This is a genomic window from Flavobacterium xanthum (assembly GCF_900142695.1).
GTDB classification, from domain to species: Bacteria; Bacteroidota; Bacteroidia; order Flavobacteriales; family Flavobacteriaceae; genus Flavobacterium; species Flavobacterium xanthum.
This window is the reverse complement of sequence record NZ_FRBU01000036.1, coordinates 1-17,112: the sequence shown is the minus strand read 5'-3', so window position 1 is coordinate 17,112 and position 17,112 is coordinate 1. Positions and strand designations below refer to the sequence as shown.

Here is a 17,112-nt window from a genome sequence, read left to right as displayed (position 1 = left end):
CAAAATAGTTTCCTGTGTATTTTGATTTATTTAACATTTGATCGTAAAACGGAGTTTGTAATGCAAATTGAATACTGTAAATTAGCCGAAAAATTTGTCTTATGCATACCATTTATCAGTATCAAGAGTTTCTGTCGGAATATTTGCACTCACAATATGAAACCAAAGAGCCTAGAAATCTATATGAACCTATACATTATATTTTAGATCTTGGTGGAAAAAGAATGCGTCCAGTACTGACTTTGATGAGTGCTGAGGTTTTTGACGCTGATTATAAAAAAGCACTTCCTGCTGCTCTGGCGGTTGAGGTTTTTCATAATTTTTCGTTGGTACATGATGATATTATGGATGATGCGCCTTTGCGTAGAGGACAGGAAACCGTGCATGAAAAATGGAATTTGAACACTGGAATCTTATCCGGGGATGCCATGTTAATTTTAGCGTACCAATATTTCGAACAATACGAACCTCTTATATTTAGGGATTTAGCAAAATTATTTAGCAAAACGGCACTCGAAGTTTGCGAAGGGCAACAATGGGATGTTGATTTTGAAGAGCGTACTGATGTAACTATTGCGGAATATTTGAAAATGATTCAATATAAGACCGCAGTTTTAGTGGCAGCAGCCATGAAAATGGGGGCGATTATTGCTGAAACTTCTGTAGAAAACGCTAACTTAATCTATGATTTCGGTCTCAATTTAGGTTTGGCTTTTCAATTGCAGGATGATTTCTTAGACGCTTTTGGTAATCCAGAAACCTTTGGAAAGCAAGTAGGTGGTGATATTATTGAAAACAAGAAAACGTATTTGTACCTGAAAGCGGTTGCGTTTTCAAATGAAATGGAAGCGCAGGAATTGAAAACATTATTTTCGATTCAACCTGAAGACAGCACGGATAAAATTGAACGTGTGAAAGCGCTTTTCAATAGTTCTGGTGCTTCAAAAGCAACTCAGGACGCGATACAAGATTTTACATTTAAGGCTTTTCAAACTTTAGATCAAATGAATATCAGCACCGATAAAAAGGAAATGTTGAAGGCTTTTGGAGAAAATTTAATGGGAAGGAAAGTGTAGATTTTTGATTGCAGATTAACGATTTTTGATTGTAGAAGTTTTACTTCGGATAAATAATGGTTTATTTCAAAAATCAGTATAATTCAAATAAATCAAAAGTTTAGAGCAGTTTCTTAAAATCAAAAATCTGAATTCGTTAATCAAAAATCAAATGTTTATAGTTCCAAAAAATACCGATTTATTGCTTACCGAAGCAGCAGGTGAAAATTTATACTTGAAATTAATTGAACAGATAAACAAGGATTTCAATTTGGCTAATGAAGCAATTGATCTTGCCTTGAGCAGTACTCCAGATGAATTGAAAATGCAATTGCATGAAAAAATTTACCGACTAATACAATACAAGTTTGCCGAATATCTCAACTTGCTTTACATAATAGATGTATCCGAAGAAGAAATAAAAAAACTCGACGGTTCAGATTTAGTAATTCTCGCTGAGCAAGTTGCCTTTTTAATTTTGAAAAGAGAATGGCAAAAAGTATGGTTTAGAAATAAGTATTAGTTATTGCAACTCCTTTTTTAAGATTGTTTTGTTCCACAATTCACTTCCGTTTGCATCAAATAAAGTGAGTTTCATTTGTCGGTTTTCTTGGGTACCCAAAAAGGAGATGGTGCCAAAATTATGCTGTACAAAGGCGCTTCCTGGAACTTTGTATTTATTATCTTCCTTTAAAACCTTTTGAGAAGCAACACCGGATGTTAATGGAGAAACAGTCCAGTCATAAATAGGATAACTATTATTTCTAGGCAGCATGGACATTTCAGCAAAATGCCTATCCCCACTTAAAAAGAAAATACCTTTAATCTTATTAGCTGTAATTTCTTGGAGTAGTTTCTCTTTTTCTTCTGGAAAGTGGCTGTAGTTTTCGCTATCGAGTACGGTGTTTAAAATTTGGCCTCCAATAACCACTATTTTAAAACTCGCCTCCGATGCGCTCAATGCGTCAATCAACCATTCAAACTGGGTGGTGCCTAACATCGTTTTAGCTCCTGTAATTCGTGCTTCCGGCGATCTGAAAAACCGTCCATCAATTAGAAAAAACTGTGCATCTCCCCAAGTAAAAGTCGAGAAAACACCTTCGTTTTGATTTGGGTTCATTCCGTAGTATTTATTCGCCCAAAAATCTTTAAAAGCTTTTTGAGTAATTTGTTTGTTATAAAAGCTACGATCACTGTTGTCTGGTCCATAATCATGATCGTCCCAAATAGCAAAATTCTGAGTTTTTGCTAGTAAAGGCTGAATTTCTTTAATTGATCTAGAGTGAGTGTTTCTGTGATAAATCCCCGTTTTACTGTCCCAATCCGATTCCCTTAAATAGGTGTTGTCACCACCCCAAATCATGATATCTGGATTTTTTTTACTGATGCTTTCAAAAATGGTGTAGCCGCTACCATAAGGTTTTCCCGGTCTGTCGACTTCGGGTTCGTTAATATACATGCAGCTACCAAATGCAACTGTAAAATCAGGAGCGTCATCGCGCCATTCCCATAATTTTTTTGATGAAAAAGAAGTTTCGTAAGGCAAGATTATTTTTTTGTTGTCTATGAAAACAGTGTAATTGTATTTTTTGCCTGGTTGTAATTGGTCTAAAATAATATGATAGGTATATCCAATCTCTTTTGAACTGGTATAATTCTCAGAATGTAAGACTTTAGACGGATTGTCAGTTGTAGAATAGTCTACTTTGATAGTGGAATTTTTATTGGTTTGAAGCCAAATAACAGCTTCTTTCATTTCACAATAGCCTACCATAGGGCCAGATTGTAATATAGACTTTTGGGCAAAACAAAAATTTATAGATAAAATTGATAGTAAAAGAATGATTTTTTTCATGGGATGTATTTAAAAGTAGAATCGGATAAATGGCATAAATGCGCTGCCGTAAATATTGTTTTTATCTGTCAAAACATTGTAGCGGACGCCAATTGTAGCATTTCCAGATCGATAACCAGCCCCTATAAATAAGGCTGTATTCCAGTAATTTTCTGAATTACTGTTGGATCCATCTAAATTCACATTGACTCTTAATTGTTCTAGTTCAGCCGAAAGTTGGATTTCATGTAGGGGATTAAAAAAACCTATTGCACTCCCTCCATATAAATGAGAAGCGTAAAAATCCTTTTGTTTTAAATATTTATATTGTAGTCCAACACCTAAAGCGACATATTCATTGAAATTATAAATCACACTTGGCGCCACTGAAATATCCGTATAGCCTGATCCAAAACCTAAGCCAATACCGCCTCCAAATTGTACATTTCTCCAGAACTGATTTTCTAATTGTACTGGCACGTCATTTTGTTGTGCAAAGAGACAACTTGAAAAAAACACAGTGATTATCACCAAAAATGATTTGGAATAATTCAAAAAGCAATTCTTTGTCATAAGTTTCTAGTTTTTTAACAATATTCAATGTAAAAGTATCTTAAAATAAATTAGAAATTTATTGTATTATCGTACTTTTGCGAAACTATTTTAACAAAAAAGGTATATTCACTAAACATTATGGATAGGTTTTCATTTTTAAACGCAGCACACACAGAATTTTTCGCACAATTATACGATCAATATTTAGAGAATCCAGATAGCGTAGAGCCAAGTTGGAGAAGTTTTTTTCAAGGTTTTGACTTTGGGATGACAACTTACAATGAGGAAAACCCAGTGGAACAAATTGCAAATTTTGCCTCTAATAATACGGATGTAAGTTTGGTCTCAGATAAACTTCAAAAAGAATTCAATGTATTGAAATTGATTGATGGATATCGTTCCCGCGGCCATTTGTTTACTAAAACGAATCCGGTTCGAGAAAGACGTACTACATCGCCAACACTTGAAATCACTAATTTTGGACTTTCCTCCGCGGATTTGAGCACTGTATTCGATGCAGCAAAGGCCATTAACATACAACCGTGCACCCTTCAGGAAATTATAGCGCACCTTGAAACTATATATTGTCAGCATATTGGGGTGGAATATATGTACATCCGTAAGCCAGAAATTGTCGAATGGATTCAGAAAAAATTAGGAGTCAATGACAATCAACCTAATTTTTCTTCAGATGAAAAAAAATCTATCCTGAATAAATTGAACCAAGCTGTTTCTTTTGAAACCTTTTTACACACAAAATATGTGGGTCAAAAACGTTTTTCGCTTGAAGGTGGAGAGTCAATTATTCCCGCTTTGGATGCTTTACTAGAAAAAGCAGCCGATAAAGGGGTGGAGCAATTTGTAATGGGAATGGCACACCGTGGTCGTTTGAATGTTTTGGCCAATATTTTTGGCAAGTCAACCCAAGATATTTTTGGTGAGTTTGACGGTAAAGATTACGATCAAGAATATTTTGATGGGGATGTAAAGTACCACTTAGGGCTAACGGCTGATAAAGTGACCGCTTCAGGTAAAAAAATCAATATTAATTTGGCTCCCAATCCTTCACACCTTGAAACAGTAGGTGCTGTAATAGAAGGAATCACAAGAGCTAAACAAGACAAATATTTCCCAAATGATTTCTCTAAAGTATTACCAATCGCCGTTCACGGGGATGCCGCAATTGCAGGTCAGGGAATTCTTTATGAAATTGTACAAATGGCGCAACTGGACGGTTATAAAACCGGCGGTACCATTCATATTGTAATTAATAATCAAGTAGGATTTACCACAAATTACCTTGATGCACGTTCATCTACCTACTGTACGGATATTGCTAAAGTAACACTTTCTCCAGTACTGCACGTAAATGCAGATGACGCTGAAGCAGTAGTACACGCTATGTCATTTGCACTGGATTTCAGAATGGAATTTGGTAGAGATGTGTTTATTGATTTATTAGGGTATAGAAAATACGGGCACAACGAAGGGGATGAACCTCGTTTTACACAACCCGTATTGTATAAAATCATTGCTAAACACAAAAATCCAAGAGATATTTACATGGAAAAATTACTTGCAGACGGAGTAATTGACAACACTTTTGTAAAAGAATTAGAGCAAGAATACAAATCAAAATTAGAGGTAAATTTAGAAGAATCTCGCAAGAAAGATTTAACTATAATTACGCCATTCATGAAAAATGAATGGAAAGGTTTCGAGCAAGTTTCTGATGTTGAAATGTTAAAAAATGTAGATACCACCTTTCCTATAGCAGGTCTTACGGAGGTAGCAAATGCTATTTGTAACCTACCTGCGGATAAAAAATTTATCAGTAAAATTCAAAAACTGATCAATGATAGAAAAACAATGTTTTTCGAAACGAACAAGTTGGATTGGGCTATGGCCGAACATTTAGCCTACGGTTCCCTTTTGAAAGAGGGATATGATGTTCGTATTTCCGGACAAGATGTGGAGCGTGGTACCTTTTCTCACCGTCATGCGGTTGTTAAAGTAGAAGATTCAGAAGAAGAAGTAACATTGATCAGTAGTCTAGAAGGTGCAACGGGTAAATTTAATATATTCAATTCACTTTTATCTGAATATGGTGTTTTAGGATTTGATTACGGTTATGCCTTGGCCAATCCTAATACCCTTACCATTTGGGAAGCTCAGTTTGGAGATTTTGGTAATGGAGCCCAAATCATGATTGACCAATACATCTCTTGTGGAGAAGATAAATGGAACAACCAGAACGGAATTGTTTTGTTGTTGCCTCATGGATATGAAGGGCAGGGAGCAGAGCATTCTTCTGGTAGAATGGAGCGTTTTTTACAACTTTGCGCTAGACATAATATGTATGTTGCGGATTGTACAACACCAGCCAACTTCTTTCACTTGCTAAGAAGACAAATGAAAACAACTTTCCGCAAACCACTTATTGTATTTACACCAAAGAGTTTGTTGCGTGATCCAAGAGTAGTTTCTACAGTTGAAGAGTTTGCGACAGGCACTTTTCAAGAAACTTTTGATGACAATACGGTGAATAAGGAGGAGGTAAAAACACTAGTTTTCTGTACCGGAAAATTCTATTATGATATCACTGCTGAAAGAGAAAATTTGGGTAGGAATGATGTAGCGGTAGTCAGAATCGAACAATTATTTCCATTGCCTGTGGAGCAATTAAAAGATATTATTGCTAAATATCCAAATGCGGACGATTATGTTTGGGCACAAGAAGAGCCTAAAAATATGGGATCCTATAGTTTCATGTTGATGAATTTCGATTTAGTAAAATGGAGATTAGCATCGTTGAAAGCATACGCAGCTCCTGCCTCAGGAAGTTACACAAGAGCAAAACGCCGTCAGGCAGATGCTTTGCGAATGGTTTTTGATAAAAATTTATATAGATAGTCCTTGTGGTAAACGAAGCAATCGCATCAAAATAGATATTTTTAGGAGCTATTTCCTGCTGTTCACTATATCTTTTTCTCCGCCAAAAAAAGCGGAAGAAAAAGGATGCCGTTGCCATCAGGGCTAAAAAATAGCACATACAATAAACATAGATTGTTCTAGAACAATTTAAAACTTAAAATTCATAATTTAAAATAATAGAACATGATTTTAGAAATGAAAGTCCCATCACCAGGGGAATCTATAAAAGAAGTTGAAATTGCAACTTGGTTGGTAAAAGACGGAGATTATGTAGAGAAAGACCAAGCCATTGCTGAGGTTGATTCTGATAAAGCAACATTAGAATTGCCTGCAGAAGCCAGCGGAATCATTACTTTGAAAGCAGAAGAAGGCGATGCTGTAGCAGTAGGAGCAGTGGTTTGCCATATTGATACGGACGGAGCTAAACCCGCAGGTGACGCAGCCGTTGCGGAAGCACCAAAAGCAGAAGCACCAAAAGCGGAAGCCCCAAAAGTAGAAGCGCCAAAAGCGGCTCCGGTAGCGGCAGCTCCAGTAGCAACTTATGCTGCGGGAACACCTTCTCCAGCAGCAAGAAAGATATTAGAAGAAAAAAACATAGCCCCAGCTTCCCTTTCAGGAACTGGAAAAGATGGACGAATCACTAAAGATGATGCTGTAAATGCAGTGCCTTCAATGGGAACGCCTACAGGTGGTTCTCGTGGGACGGAGCGTACTAAATTATCTATGTTGCGTCGTAAAGTAGCGGAGAGATTGGTTGCCGCTAAAAACGAAACAGCGATGTTGACTACTTTTAACGAAGTAAACATGACGCCAATCAATTTGATTCGTAACGAATACAAAGAGGCGTTCAAGGCTAAACATGGTGGAGTAGGTTTAGGATACATGTCTTTCTTTACGAAAGCAGTAACCAGAGCCTTAAAATTATTTCCAGATGTAAACTCTATGATGGATGGTGATCACAAAATTGCATTCGATTTTTGTGATATTTCAATTGCGGTTTCCGGACCTAAAGGTTTAATGGTTCCTGTAGTTCGTAATGCGGAGAACTTGACTTTCCGTGGTGTTGAAGCTGATATTAAAAGATTAGCGATCAAAGCACGTGATGGTCAAATCACAGTGGATGATATGACAGGTGGAACCTTTACAATTACCAATGGTGGTGTTTTTGGAAGTATGTTGTCTACTCCAATTATCAATCCGCCGCAATCAGGAATTTTGGGAATGCATAACATTATTGAGCGTCCAATTGCCGTAAACGGTAAAGTGGAAATTCACCCAATGATGTATGTAGCGCTGTCTTATGATCACCGAATTATTGACGGTCGTGAGTCTGTAGGTTTCTTAGTCGCTGTAAAAGAAGCTTTAGAAAATCCTATGGAATTGCTGTTAGAGAACAATCCTAAAAAAGCATTCGAATTGTAATCATAAGTACTTTATATAGTTTTTAAAGTACCCATCTTAATCCCGTTTTGTTCAATAACAAAACGGGATTTTTTATGCATCCAAATTTAATTTAGTAAATAAGCATTTATTTGTCTAATTTTTTATGTTTATTGTTTTTTATTAGTAAATAAATTGCATTTAGCATAAATTTAAATCATAAAAACAGATAATTTACCTTAACATTACCACAACATCGTGAATTAAATAGCATCATATTTTTATTTAAAATACTCCAAAAATAATGTTAAGTCCTAGCAATGTCGATATTTGGGGCTAATTACAAATAAGTAATTTCTTTATTACACTGTATAGTTTTTAGATGGGTGTCATTTTCAATCATAGGACAATACATTCATAAATTTGAGAATAACTAATAACTCAAAATTATGAAGAACATTACTTTATTCCTTTTCCTGTTGGTTTTTTCAACAGGATTCTCACAAAATGCGCCAATTACCTTCGAGACTGGAGCGTTTGGTTCAACATGGTCCTTTACCACTTTTGAAAATGGATCAGGAGCGGGTTACTCTAAAGTTGCTAATCCATTTCCCGGCGGAATCAATAATTCAGCCATGGTTGGAAAGTTTGTAGCAGGTACTAGTGCCTCAAATGCAGCGCCGTATGCAGGATTTGAATCCGCTCATGCTTCGGGTGCAAATGGAATTGGAACTTTTACCTTAAGCGCTTCCAACAGTATCATTAAAATAATGGTCTACAAGTCTGTTATTAGCGATGTAGCTATAAAATTTGCTATTGCAAATGGTGGCGCGCAACCAGAAATCAAAGTGCCAAATACTAAAATTAACGAGTGGGAAGAATTAACTTTTGATTTTTCGGGAAAAATAGGGTTATTTGAAACTATCAATATTGATCAAATTATTTTCTTTTTAGATTTCAATGCCAGAACAGTTGAAACTACTAGTTATTTTGATAACGTTTCCTTTTCAGCAAAGCCAGCAGCGACTGTACCTACGATTGCTGCACCAACGCCTACCCCAACAGCTGCTAATGTGATTTCATTATTTAGCGATGCTTACACCAACGTTACAGTTGACAGTTGGAGAGCAGATTGGGGACAATCAGGAAATGTATTGTCTGACATTCAAGTGGCTGGAAATAACACTAAAAAATATACAGACCTAACTTATTTTGGAGTTATAACTGAAGCTAATAAAATTGATGCCTCTTCAATGCTTAATTTTCATATTGATGTTTGGACACCTGATGTGACCACATTTAAAATTAAAATAGTTGATTTTGGTGCTGACGGTGCTTATCAAGGCGGAGATGATAAAGAGTTTGAAATTACTCGTACTTTAACTTTAAGCGGTTGGAATAGTTTAGAGATTCCGCTTTCTGAATTTACTGGTTTGACGACTAAAGCGCATATTGCACAGTTCGTGTTCTCCGGTTCTGCAGGAACAATTTTTATAGATAATGTTTATTTTAATAAAGTGGCAATAGTAGCGCCACCTGCTGCTGCACCGTATGCGCCGGTTACTTTTGAAACGGGCGAATATGGATCTACGTGGACTTTGACCTCTTTTGATAATCCTTCGGGAGGATCTACAGCATCTTTATTGGCCTCGAATCCTGATAAAACGGGAATTAACGCCTCCAATACTGCTGCTAAATTTACCGCTTTGGTTGCAGGTGCTTGGTACACAGGTTTTGAAACCGCTCATGCTTCTGGTACAAATGGAATTGGAACATTTACTTTAAATGAAACCAATAGCACGGTAAAAATAATGGTATATAAAGATGTAATTAGTAAAGTAGGGATAAAATTTGCCCGTCCTGATAGTGGATCAACAGGGGAAATCACCGTTGCCAATACTAAAATAAACGAATGGGAGGAACTAACTTTTAACTTTGCTTCTAAAATAGGAGAAGGGGTTTCTACCGGAATCGATCAAATGATTGTATTTCCTGATTTTATTCCTGAAGGAACAACAAGAAGCGCGGATCATATATGTTATGTTGATAATATTACGTTTTCTGCAAAAATAGCTGCTCCGGTTACCGCAACGGCTCCTACTGTAGCTGCGCCCACTCCTCCAGCAAGAGCAGTGGCAGATGTGAAATCTTTGTACAGCGATGCTTATGCAGTTTACAAAGCAGGAGACTGGTGTAAATGTTGGGGTCAGTCTACGGATGTTACTGAAGAACTTATTGCGACTAATAATACAAGAAAATTAAGTAATTTCAATTATCAGGGAATTACCTTACCTGGTGCAGAAGTTTTTGATCTTTCTGATATGACGACCATGCATGTAGATTTATGGTCTTCCAGTGCAACTTCAGTTAAAATTAATCTAATAAATCCAGGTCCAGTAGAATCTGGAGTAACTTTAACCATTGCGCCAGGGTGGAATAGTTTCGACATGACGTTGAATGCTGCTAATTTTCCTGGGATAAACTTTAGTAACGTATTTCAAATGAGTTTGTCTTCTACTCCTTCTGGAACCACGGTTTATTTAGATAATTTTTATTTTTACAAGTCAACGGTGGTTGTTGCGCCAACAGAACCCACTGTTGCAGCACCAACACCTACAACGGCGCAGGTAAATGTCATTTCTATGTTTAGTAATGCCTATGCAAACGTTCCTGTTACGACTTGGAGAACGGATTGGTCAGTTGGAAGTAGTTTGACAGATCTGCAAATCGCTGGGAATGACACAAAAAAATACACAAATTTGAATTATTTTGGCGTTGACGTTACCGGTACTATTGATGCAACACAAATGCTGTATTTTCATATTGATGTGTGGACACCAGATTTGACCGCTTTCAGAGTTAAATTAGTTGATTTTGGAGCAAATGGAGTGTATCAAGGAGGTGATGACGTAGAGTTTGAAGTGACTCGCACGCCAACTTTATCAGGATGGAACAGCTACGATATTCCATTCTCTGACTTTACCGGATTATCAACCAGAGGACATATTGCTCAGTTAGTAATGTCAGGAGCGCCAGCAGGAACGGTTTACATCGACAATGTTTATTTTAGCAAAGTAGCCACCAATTTAAGCGTTACTAATTTTGAAGCTTCAAAAGTGATGATGTATCCTAATCCGGTTACTAATTATTTAACAATTGAAGCAGATAGCGCAATCGAAAAGGTGAGTTTTTACACTATATTAGGCCAAGAAGTGCTGGTGAAAAATCCAAAAAGTAATTCTACGACCATTCAAACTAGCGAACTTTCAAAAGGAGTTTATATTGTTAGAACAGTGGTTGACGGAAAGGTAATTACCACTAAAATGATTAAAGAGTAGCAGTATTGCATTTTGTAGTATAAATAGAGCGTATCGAATTTCGATGCGCTTTTTTTTTTAGAATTTTAATAAATACAAATAGTGGTTGTAATAGTCTACAATCGCTTTGCCTTTCATCAAAATGTCGGCTCCTATAATTCCATGAACTGGTTTTGACTTATGTTGCACTAACGCCTCATTGACGTGAGATAAATCAAAAATTACAAGTTCAAAGTTAGTGTCTTTCCATGAGCCAAGCTGCAATTGATTTTTTAAAGCGAGTTGCGTAATCATTCCAGATGCGCCTGCTCCCGAAGCTTTAGTCTTAGATTTTTTTGCTTCCAAGAGAAATAAATCAATACTTTCAAATCCTACACAGCTGTTTGACGCTCCAGTGTCCAAAATAAAATTACCAACCACACCATTAATTTTTGCTCTTATTAAAAGATGCTGTGTTTTAGTGATTTTAAATTTCACTTTTTTATAATTTTCTTTTTTAAGGACAGTGTGGAGGTTTTTCATTTAAGCTGAATTTATTTCAGTAACTTTTTTATGTTTTGCAAAGATACATGGAGTTTACGAAGGAATCCAACGAATCTTTTTAAAACCATTTTTTCGCCAACTTTTATTCTTGTAATTTTGTGTCCTTAAACGATACACTTGGAAACAAAAGTAATACTTACCGATACCCACACACACCTGTACAGCGAAGAATTTGATCAAGACCGAGATGAAATGATACAGCGTGCGCTTGATGCTGGTGTTTCGCGTTTTTTTATTCCTGCACTGGATTCTACCTGCACTGAATTGATGTATGATTTAGAAAAAAAGCATCCTGATACTGTATTCTTGATGATGGGTTTGCATCCCACTTATGTTAAAGATAACTATCTTGAAGAGGTACAGCATGTGGAAAACGAATTGGCCAAAAGAAAATTTTATGCGATAGGCGAAATCGGAATCGATTTATATTGGGATAAAACCCATCTTAAGGAGCAGCAAATTGCTTTCAAAAGGCAAATACAACTAGCGAAACACTATAAATTACCCATTGTTATCCATTGTCGAGAGGCATTTGATGAAATATTTGAAATTTTAGAGGAAGAAAAATCACCTGAATTATTTGGTATTTTTCATTGTTTTTCGGGTACGCATGAACAGGCATTACAGGCGATTTCGTATAATATGAAGCTAGGAATAGGCGGTGTAGTAACTTTTAAAAATGGAAAGATCGACCAGTTCTTGAAGCAAATTGATTTACAGCACATTGTTCTAGAGACGGATTCTCCTTATTTAGCTCCTATTCCGTATCGAGGCAAAAGAAATGAAAGTAGTTATATTGTGAAAGTGGTGGCCAAGTTATCCCAGATTTACGATCTGTCGGAAAATGAAATCGCTAGTATAACTACGGAGAATTCTAAAGCTATTTTTGGGATTTAAAACAGAATTCACATTATTTTGATATTTTTTTTGTTCATTTGCCATCATAAAAATTGAGAACCCCAATGCAGAAATTTGACGCTATTCGGCCATTTTATAATTCCGAGATAAACGAAGCACTTCAGAATGTTGTTAATCATCCAATGATGAAAGCATTGATGAATTTTACTTTTCCCGGCGTAGCAGACGAAGTTTGGAAAGAGCAACTTCGAAAAACACATTCTATTCGGGATTTTCAGTGTAATTTCATTTACCAATCCGTGCAAAGAGTATTGGAAAAAAGCTCTGACGGGTTAACGACTTCTGGTTTTGAAAACTTACGACCAAACACCTCTTATTTATTCATTTCGAATCACCGCGATATTCTTTTGGATACCACATTATTGAATACGGCACTGTTTGAGCATGGTTTAGTGATGACTGCTTCAGCAATAGGAGATAATTTAGTTAAAAAATCATTTTTAAATACATTAGCAAAACTAAATCGGAACTTTCTAGTGCAGCGTGGCTTAACGCCAAGGGAAATGTTGCAAAGTTCAAAGCTACTTTCAGAATATGTTGGTGAGTTGTTGCTTCACGAAAATCGGTCGGTTTGGATCGCTCAACGCGAAGGAAGAACGAAAGATGGTAATGATGAAACCAATCCTGGTATATTAAAAATGTTAGGAATGGGCTCAGATGAAAAGAATTTGATGGATTATTTCAGAAAAATAAAAATTGTACCCGTTTCTATTTCTTACGAATACGATCCTACTGATGCTTTGAAAATGCCACAATTAATGGCTGAAGCCAATAATGAAGTATACATCAAGGAAAAAAATGAAGATTTCATGACGATTCTTAGTGGTGCCTTAGGACAAAAGAAACGGATTCATATTCATGTAGGGAAAGTGCTGGATACTGAAATCGACGAAATTAAAGCCGAAAATGACAGCACTAACAAACAGATAGTTGCCGTAGCACAAGTAATTGATGATGCTATTCTAGGTAATTATGAGTTGTGGCCTACCAACTTTATTGCTTATGATATTGTACACAAAACGAATCGCTACTCGCATTTATACACCGAAAATGAAAAATCATTATTCGAACGCCGACTCGAAATGCGCATTGACCATGATAATCCAGTAGCTTTGGATGGTTTTCTGGCCATGTATGCCAATCCAGTTGTGAATAAGTTAAAATACCATGATGTTGTATAAGGCTAAAATACTGTTGATCTACACCGGTGGAACCATTGGGATGAGGAAAGATTTTGAAACAGGAGCGCTGAAAGCATTTAATTTTAGTAAATTATTACAGCGAATTCCAGAATTGAAACAATTGGACTGTGAAATAGAAACTATTTCGTTCGAAAATCCCATCGACTCTTCCAATATGAATCCTGAAGAATGGTCTAAAATAGCTACTATTATTGCCGATAATTATGTAGAATTTGATGGGTTTGTTGTATTGCACGGGTCAGATACCATGTCGTATTCCGCATCAGCATTGAGTTTTATGCTCGAAAATTTAGCAAAGCCAGTTGTTTTTACGGGATCTCAATTGCCAATTGGAGACTTGCGTACTGATGCCAAAGAAAATTTAATCACTGCGATTCAGATCGCTTCTTTACGAGATAATGACGGGCCTGTTATTACAGAAGTGTGTCTTTATTTTGAATATAAATTATACAGAGGCAATCGAACTACAAAGATAAATGCGGAACATTTCAAAGCCTTTACATCTCCAAATTATCCTGAATTGGTCGAATCTGGAGTGCATTTAAATTTGAATCCAGAATTATTTTTGCCTAAAAATATAAATAAGGAATTTATTGTACATAAGACCTTAGATACTAATGTGGCTATTATAAAAATGTTCCCGGGTATCAGCGAAGCCGTTTTATCCGCTATTTTAGGTATTCCTGGTCTTAAAGGAATTGTTTTAGAAACCTATGGAGCTGGAAACGCCCCTACCGAAGATTGGTTTTTAAACTTACTCAAAAAAGCACTGTCCGAAGGTTTACAGGTAATCAATGTGACTCAGTGTTCTGGCGGAAGTGTTAGCATGGGACAATATGAAACCAGCACTGGAATGAAAGAAATTGGAGTGATTTCTGGAAAAGACATCACTACCGAGGCAGCAATAACAAAATTAATGTATTTATTGGGTCAAAAAATAGCAGCAAAAGACTTTAAAAACGTCTTTGAAACTTCTTTACGAGGTGAAATCGCATAATATTGATTTTTTACTTTCGAAACTCATTTTTTTTCTTGTTCTTTGCAGCCTTAATAAAATAGAGAGGTGGCCGAGTGGCTGAAGGCGCACGCTTGGAAAGCGTGTATATGGCAACATATCGAGGGTTCGAATCCCTTCCTCTCTGCAAAGAAATAATGCTTCCTGAAAGGGGAGCATTTTTTGTTTTAAAGCGTGTCAAACTTTTTAGTTTGGCTTCGCTATAAAACAAAAAAGGGTCAGGCTTGGAAAGCCAAGCATTTTTTCTTTGTGAGACGCCCTTTGTGGGATCAACGGAGTTAATCACTAATTTTAAAGCGGGACAAACTTTTTTAGTTTGGGTTAGCTATAAAACAAAAAAGGATCAGGCTTGAAAAGTCAAGCATTATTTCTTTGTGGGACGCCCTTCTTGGGATCAACTAAGTTAATCCCTAGTTGTAAACTTTGATAGCGGGGTTAGAGTTAAAGAAGAGACCATCTCAAAAGTAAACATCAGTCTTTAGATTTCAAAATATTTTTATCTGATGGATACCAATAAAAAGAACAAAAAGAGAGGCTATCCAGTCTTTTGAGATAGCCTCTTTTATTATTATTACTATTTTTTAATTATTATGAAATTATTGTTTTTAATATTTATTGGATGGTGTTCTTTTAGTTACTCTCAGGAAAAAAATAATTTTTTTTTAAATTATACTTTAAAAAAAAATAATTCAACTGATGTCTTGGATAAGTTTTATGAGTTTATTAACGTCCCTTTAAATAATAGCGTCAATGCTACTTTATGGGTCGAAAGTAAATTCTTCAAACATCCGGAAAATGATATTTTGGATGTCATTTATAATGCAAAAAATCATAAAATTACAATTCTAGCTATTAATACTATTGATGATAAAAGAAGTTTAGTTAAAATTGCTTGGATTAAAAGCAGTAATGGTTATGGTAATCTTTATGCCATTTATAATCTCTTCGCCGTTAAAATTAATAACAAAATACTATTTGAGAATGTTTTAGATTTTAATGTTAAAAATTTTAAAATATTTAATGTAGACGAAATAGAGTATGTAACATATAAGGAATATTTTTTTAATCATAATAATGCAAAAAAAATGGTCAATTTTAATAAAAAAAAGAAGTTTATTTTTTGGAAAAGAGACTATTAAATTCACTTATTTTTTGTGTAGAGATATGAATCATTTTAAAAGGATAAGGGGTTTTGATTTTGATAACATGGTGGTTGACCAAAATCAAATTGGTGGGGAAACTTTCCCTGCGGATAATGTAATTTTCGCAGGGAACAATTCAGAATTTTATCCACATGAAGTCGTTCATTTGTATACATTTAAATACTTTTTCAAAATACACAAAATAATAGATGAAGGAATAGCAACTTATTTTGGAGGTTCTAAAGGAATTGAATTTAAGGATCATATAAAAAAATTAAAAAATCATTTGAAAGAAAATGATTTAAACGTGTACGAAAAACTATTTAAAGATTCAGAACAATATGTTTTAGATGAAACATCCTCATTATGGTACACAATAGGTACTTTGTTGTGTGACCTCTCTATAAAAAAACAAGGGAAAGCAGCACTATTAGAATTAATGAATTCAGGTAAAACGGATGAACAGTTGCTACTATCCATTGAGAAAATTTTTAAAATTAAAAGAGAAAACTTTGATAGTTTTATTAAAAATGAATTACAAAATTATGAATAATACTATTTTTATAAACACTTAAATAAATCAAGTCGATATTAGCAATACTATCAAACCCAGCTGGGAACAATTTGTAAAGCTGGTTTTTAATAACATTTATTTTTTAAAGAACACTTCACAGAGCTGGGAATATTGATTTTTGCTTACTTTTTCTTAAATACATCATTAGGTAATTTGTATTTAAACAATTCAATGTATTTACTAAAATCGTCACTGTTTTTTATGGGATAGTTTAAAAGTATATAACTGTTTTTAGGATTTCCTTTCTCATAGATAATTAAATAATCTATATTCAGATTAGGCTTTTTATTTGGTACATCGATATAAATATTTTCATCATATGAATTTTCGAATCTTGCTTCATCTACATAATATACATATTTTTTATCATTTAAACCTGTTCCTCCTCTTAATGAAATTTTATTCGCAACAAAATATTTTTCTATTTTTCCACTCGTAAGGGAATAATTATTATTTAAAGCGTTAAAATGATCGTTGCCTTTTAAACTGTCATAAATTCCATAAAATAATGCTATTAATATAAGGCCAATTAATAATTTCACTTGCATCTATGCTGCTCCCCAAAAAACGTACAACTTTTTGTGTGAATTTAAGATAGGATTAAAAACCTTAAATTAGCAGAATTATGTCAAGAACAAGAAGA

At 35.1% G+C, this 17,112-nt stretch carries 14 protein-coding genes and 1 tRNA gene; 11 read left to right on the top strand and 4 right to left on the bottom strand.

Annotation, left to right across the window (positions count from 1 at the left end; all coding sequences use genetic code 11):
• Window positions 1-101: 101 nt before the first annotated feature.
• Together BUC11_RS13265 and BUC11_RS13260 are read left to right on the top strand one after the other, a co-directional pair.
• On the top strand, window positions 102-1,076 hold the full coding sequence (locus BUC11_RS13265) for a polyprenyl synthetase family protein (protein ID WP_073354812.1): 975 nt from the start codon (window positions 102-104) through the stop codon (window positions 1,074-1,076).
• A gap of 151 nt (window positions 1,077-1,227) precedes the next feature.
• Window positions 1,228-1,578 carry a hypothetical protein gene (locus BUC11_RS13260; protein WP_073354810.1) on the top strand — a complete coding sequence of 117 codons (351 nt, stop codon included), beginning with the start codon at window positions 1,228-1,230 and terminating at the stop codon, window positions 1,576-1,578.
• Here the strand turns inward: BUC11_RS13260 and BUC11_RS13255 are convergent, their stop codons facing one another.
• The gene (locus BUC11_RS13255; protein WP_073354808.1) at window positions 1,579-2,910 is read right to left on the bottom strand and encodes an alkaline phosphatase D family protein; all 1,332 of its coding nucleotides are present in this window, start codon (window positions 2,908-2,910) and stop codon (window positions 1,579-1,581) included.
• 9 nt (window positions 2,911-2,919) lie between these two features.
• Complete coding sequence (locus BUC11_RS13250; protein ID WP_073354806.1) at window positions 2,920-3,462, bottom strand: hypothetical protein; 543 nt, start codon at window positions 3,460-3,462, stop codon at window positions 2,920-2,922.
• Window positions 3,463-3,582: 120 nt separating this feature from the next.
• Between BUC11_RS13250 and BUC11_RS13245 the strand changes: the two genes are divergently transcribed.
• The 3 genes from BUC11_RS13245 to BUC11_RS13235 all read left to right on the top strand — a co-directional run bounded on the left by BUC11_RS13245 (window position 3,583) and on the right by BUC11_RS13235 (window position 11,096).
• Complete coding sequence (locus tag BUC11_RS13245; RefSeq protein WP_073354804.1) at window positions 3,583-6,357, top strand: 2-oxoglutarate dehydrogenase E1 component; 2,775 nt, start codon at window positions 3,583-3,585, stop codon at window positions 6,355-6,357.
• A gap of 204 nt (window positions 6,358-6,561) precedes the next feature.
• The gene (odhB, locus tag BUC11_RS13240; RefSeq protein WP_073354800.1) at window positions 6,562-7,800 is read left to right on the top strand and encodes a 2-oxoglutarate dehydrogenase complex dihydrolipoyllysine-residue succinyltransferase; all 1,239 of its coding nucleotides are present in this window, start codon (window positions 6,562-6,564) and stop codon (window positions 7,798-7,800) included.
• Between the two features lie 407 nt (window positions 7,801-8,207).
• The gene (locus tag BUC11_RS13235; RefSeq protein ID WP_073354798.1) at window positions 8,208-11,096 is read left to right on the top strand and encodes a T9SS type A sorting domain-containing protein; all 2,889 of its coding nucleotides are present in this window, start codon (window positions 8,208-8,210) and stop codon (window positions 11,094-11,096) included.
• A 57-nt stretch (window positions 11,097-11,153) separates the two neighbouring features.
• Here BUC11_RS13235 and BUC11_RS13230 read toward each other — a convergent pair whose 3' ends face one another.
• Complete coding sequence (locus BUC11_RS13230) at window positions 11,154-11,597, bottom strand: retropepsin-like aspartic protease (protein WP_073354796.1); 444 nt, start codon at window positions 11,595-11,597, stop codon at window positions 11,154-11,156.
• 138 nt (window positions 11,598-11,735) lie between these two features.
• Here BUC11_RS13230 and BUC11_RS13225 point away from each other — a divergent pair, with 138 nt between their 5' ends.
• The 6 genes from BUC11_RS13225 (at window position 11,736) to BUC11_RS13200 (ending at window position 16,448) form a co-directional block, all read left to right on the top strand.
• Window positions 11,736-12,515 (top strand): TatD family hydrolase, encoded by a 780-nt coding sequence (locus BUC11_RS13225; RefSeq protein ID WP_073354794.1) that lies wholly within the window; start codon window positions 11,736-11,738, stop codon window positions 12,513-12,515.
• A gap of 65 nt (window positions 12,516-12,580) precedes the next feature.
• Window positions 12,581-13,717, top strand: a complete 1,137-nt coding sequence (locus BUC11_RS13220; protein ID WP_073354791.1) for a 1-acyl-sn-glycerol-3-phosphate acyltransferase — start codon at window positions 12,581-12,583, stop codon at window positions 13,715-13,717.
• Window positions 13,707-14,735: an asparaginase gene (locus tag BUC11_RS13215; RefSeq protein WP_073354787.1), complete on the top strand. Its 1,029-nt coding sequence runs from the start codon at window positions 13,707-13,709 to the stop codon at window positions 14,733-14,735. The genes BUC11_RS13220 and BUC11_RS13215 overlap by 11 nt, the downstream gene beginning before the upstream one ends.
• Window positions 14,736-14,795: 60 nt before the next feature.
• Window positions 14,796-14,880, top strand: a tRNA-Ser gene (locus tag BUC11_RS13210).
• A gap of 463 nt (window positions 14,881-15,343) precedes the next feature.
• Window positions 15,344-15,892, top strand: a complete 549-nt coding sequence (locus BUC11_RS13205) for a hypothetical protein (protein ID WP_073354785.1) — start codon at window positions 15,344-15,346, stop codon at window positions 15,890-15,892.
• 25 nt (window positions 15,893-15,917) lie between these two features.
• On the top strand, window positions 15,918-16,448 hold the full coding sequence (locus BUC11_RS13200; RefSeq protein ID WP_139259504.1) for a hypothetical protein: 531 nt from the start codon (window positions 15,918-15,920) through the stop codon (window positions 16,446-16,448).
• Between the two features lie 143 nt (window positions 16,449-16,591).
• Here BUC11_RS13200 and BUC11_RS13195 read toward each other — a convergent pair whose 3' ends face one another.
• Window positions 16,592-17,011, bottom strand: a complete 420-nt coding sequence (locus tag BUC11_RS13195; protein ID WP_139259502.1) for a hypothetical protein — start codon at window positions 17,009-17,011, stop codon at window positions 16,592-16,594.
• Between the last annotated feature and the right edge of the window lie 101 nt (window positions 17,012-17,112).